At 46.4% G+C, this 3,601-nt stretch carries 4 protein-coding genes and 1 other RNA gene; 3 read left to right on the forward strand and 2 right to left on the reverse strand.

The genetic code is table 11. The features are described from left to right. Positions 1-82: 82 nt before the first annotated feature. Together VP97_RS22440 and VP97_RS22445 are read right to left on the reverse strand one after the other, a co-directional pair. A complete protein-coding gene (locus tag VP97_RS22440) occupies positions 83-1,369 on the reverse strand; it encodes a glycoside hydrolase family 18 protein (protein ID WP_050184393.1) in 1,287 nt (428 codons plus the stop codon). A 47-nt stretch (positions 1,370-1,416) separates the two neighbouring features. Continuing rightward, positions 1,417-1,965, reverse strand: coding sequence for a cysteine hydrolase family protein (locus VP97_RS22445; RefSeq protein ID WP_050184395.1), 549 nt, complete (start codon positions 1,963-1,965; stop codon positions 1,417-1,419). 61 nt (positions 1,966-2,026) lie between these two features. On the opposite strand from VP97_RS22445, the gene tadA reads away from it, so the two are divergent. From tadA to dnaX, 3 genes are all read left to right on the forward strand, one after another. After that, entirely contained in the window at positions 2,027-2,509 is a 483-nt protein-coding gene (gene tadA / locus VP97_RS22450) for a tRNA adenosine(34) deaminase TadA (RefSeq protein ID WP_050184397.1), read from the forward strand. Positions 2,510-2,554: 45 nt separating this feature from the next. Next, positions 2,555-2,819, forward strand: an RNA gene (ffs, locus tag VP97_RS23555) — signal recognition particle sRNA large type. A 120-nt stretch (positions 2,820-2,939) separates the two neighbouring features. Then, positions 2,940-3,601, forward strand: a 662-nt coding sequence (dnaX, locus tag VP97_RS22455) for a DNA polymerase III subunit gamma/tau (RefSeq protein WP_156153600.1), incomplete at its 3' end; no start/stop codon positions are given.

A 3,601-nucleotide genomic window follows, 5' to 3' on the forward strand; every position in this document is an offset into this window, starting at 1 on the left:
TCCCCTTTCCTCCTCCATTTTTAACATAAGTGCATAATTGGAGATATGAACGCCCATCTGATTCATCAGATGGGCGTTCTTTTTATATTTTAACGACCGTAAACCGGTCGGAAAGCAGAAGCCAGTTTTGCGGAAAAGCAAAACCAATTTTCCAATAAGCGATTCCGCGCAGTCCGAGTTCCCTTATCAGCGAGAATTTGGCATCAACTGAGCGTGCATCTTCAAACCAAATTTTATGAGCGCGTCCCTGGTCGTCTGTGTAGTCGATAAAAGGCGCCTGTGCCGTAAAATCATAACGGACGGAAGCGTTGTACTGTGCAGCCCGTCGCAGGGCTTCCTGCGGGCTGACCGCTCTTGCAAACGGGTTTCCTGGCCTATATGGAAGTGTCCAGTCATATCCATATAAATTCTGACCCATGACGATTTTAGAAGCAGGCATTTCCGTTACGGCATACGCAAGGACGTTACGAACGGGTCCAATCGGTGAAACGGCCATCGGCGGACCTCCACTGTATCCCCATTCATAGGTCATAAGGACGGAGAAATCCACAATTTCTCCGTGCGCTTTGTAATCATGTGCTTCATACCACTGCCCCTGCTGGGTAGCGCTTGTTTTAGGGGCAAGAGCTGTCGAGACCGTTTTGCCTTCGCGGTGAAATCGTTCTACCGCGCGACGGAGAAACTGGTTGTACGCTTCGCGGTCCTGAGGGCGCAAATATTCAAAATCAAAATGAATATCCCTGAAATTGGTTTGGCGGGCAATCCGACTAATATTGTTTAAAAAGGTTTCCTGCACAGCCGTGTCGTTCAGTAGAACGCTGGCAAGCTCTCCACTGAACTGACCCTCTTCCAGGTTGGTAATATCCATCATTAACACTGTGCCGTTTTGTTCAGCAATCGTAGAGACAGGGCGCACAACAGGCTCATCCAGTGAGCCATCCCGGTTCGCATTGTAACTGACTGGAGCGAAGTAAGTCAGATGAGGCGCTGCTTCGCGAGCTTGATTAAGAATATTGCTTGAATAACCGGCTGCAGAAGGCTCGATATAAGCAAGGGACTCGATCTGTTTTTTAGGAGGCGATGGAATACGCAGCTGACGTCCAATTTGAAGCGGAGCAGTTGGCGACAGGCCGTTGAGCCGAACGATTTCTTCAACGGTTACACCATACTGTCTTGATATTTTCCATAGGCTGTCTCCGGCGACCACAGTGTGGAATCGGCCTGCAATAGGGATCACTAGTGCCTGTCCGACCACAAGATGTGGCAGAGTCGCAAGCTGGTTTGCGTTGCTGATTGCCTCGACGGTTGTCCCGTATCGCCGCGCGATTTGAAATAATGTATCGCCGCTTTTTACAACATAAATGTCCATACGCCGTTCCTCCTCTCTCTACTAAGTGTACAGAGGGAAGGAGCGTCTTATGACAACAGTTGAATCAAATCATTTGATGGACGCACATCTGCGCTAAGAACGGTTTCCATCATTTCAAGTGCATACTCGTTGAATTTCTTTTCCTCAGATGCAATTGCATCCTTTGGAATATAAATTTTAAATTCACGCATGTAAGCATCATTCGCTGTAAAGAATACACAAATGTTTCCGGCTACTCCTGTTACTGCAACGGAATCTACATCCAGTTCATGCAGCAGTGTATGAAGAGCGGTGCCGTAAAAAGCGGAATGCTTCGGCTTGATTAAAAAGTAATCTTCGTCGCCGGGCTTTATTTGCTGTATAATAGGATCGCTTATTTCATTGGATGCGTGATCTGTAATAAGATTTATATCCGCTTTCCAGAGCCCATAATGGTCGTTTATATAAATAACAGGCCAGACCTTTTTGTGGAAATGATCTTTCAGCTGCAGAATCGATGGAGTCATTTCTATTGTAAAACCAGCCAGCTGTTCTCCTTTTGGAAATTGAAAATCATTAATCATATCTACAATCAAAAGTGCACATTTTTTAGTCATTACTTTTCCTCCTTCACTTCTATATAGTACTACCCGGATTTTTACAGAAGGGAGCATCAAAATGGATGAATTTTTTATGAAGTTAGCAATTGAAGAAGCAAAAAAAGCAGAACAGCTCGGTGAAGTACCGATTGGTGCTGTTATTGTTAAAGATAACCAGGTGATTGCATCAGGCTATAACTTGCGTGAAACGACTCAAAACGCGGTTACACATGCAGAGCTTTTGGCTATTCAAAACGCTTGTGAAGCAACAAAAGGATGGAGACTTGAGGGAACGACGCTTTATGTAACACTGGAGCCGTGTCCAATGTGCAGCGGCGCAATCCTGCTGTCACGTGTAGAACGGGTTGTTTACGGAGCAGCAGATCCAAAAGCGGGCTGCGCGGGCACACTGATGAATCTGCTGGAAGACGATCGTTTTAATCATCGTTGTGAGGTCGTACCCGGTATGTTAGAAGAAGAATGCGGCATGATTTTAACCCAATTTTTTCGGAATATCCGACAAAGAAAAAAGGAACAAAAAAAGCGGCAGCAGAGTAAATAGTTCCCACATTGCTTTTTTTCGCTATAGGTAGTATAATAGTTCTTGCCGTGCTAGGTGGGGAGGTAGCGGTGCCCTGTATCCGCAATCCGCTCTAGCGGGACTGAATTCCTTCTCGAGGCTGTTTAATTGTGGGGTCTGCCTTTTGTAAGTGGCGTTGACGTCCGGGTCCTGCGCAATGGGAACCCATGAACCATGTCAGGTCCGGAAGGAAGCAGCATTAAGTGGACTCTCTCATGTGCCGCGGGGCAGCCTGGGCTGAGCTAACTGCTCAAGTAACGCCTGTGATTGGCAGTCGACAGAAGGTGCACGGTATTACATAATCAGTTTAAACAAGGCGTCCGGTTTGCCGGGCGCCTTTTTGCTTTCATTGGAATAGAAAAGGTGTGCCCGTTCGTTTATAATAAAATAAGAAAGATGAAGGAGGTACAGAATGAGCTATCAGGCATTATACCGTGTATGGCGGCCGCAGAACTTTGCGGATGTCGTTGGGCAGGAGCACATAACGAAAACGCTTCAGAATGCTCTCCTTCAAGACAAAATCTCGCATGCTTATCTGTTTTCTGGACCGCGTGGAACCGGAAAAACGAGTGCAGCGAAAATTTTAGCCAAAGCGGTAAACTGTGAAAATGGTCCTTCGGTAGAACCATGCAATGAATGTGCATCCTGCAGAGGGATTTCAGACGGATCAATTCAAGATGTTATTGAAATTGATGCGGCCTCGAATAACGGTGTAGATGAAATTCGCGATATCCGCGACAAAGTAAAGTACGCACCCGGCTCTGTCCGGTTTAAGGTATATATTATTGATGAGGTGCACATGCTTTCAACCGGTGCATTTAACGCGCTGTTAAAAACGCTTGAAGAGCCGCCGGCGCATGTCATCTTTATTTTGGCAACAACAGAACCGCATAAAATTCCACTGACGATTATCTCTCGCTGTCAGCGGTTCGATTTTAAACGAATTACGGCTCAAGCTATCACGGGACGGATGACGCTTATTTTAAATGAAACAGGAACAGCGTTTGATGAATCCGCATTGCCGATTATTGCGCGGGCGGCAGAAGGCGGCATGCGAGATGCCCTCAGCCTTCT

This window comes from Domibacillus robiginosus, from assembly GCF_000966195.1.
Lineage (GTDB): Bacteria > Bacillota > Bacilli > Bacillales > Domibacillaceae > Domibacillus > Domibacillus robiginosus.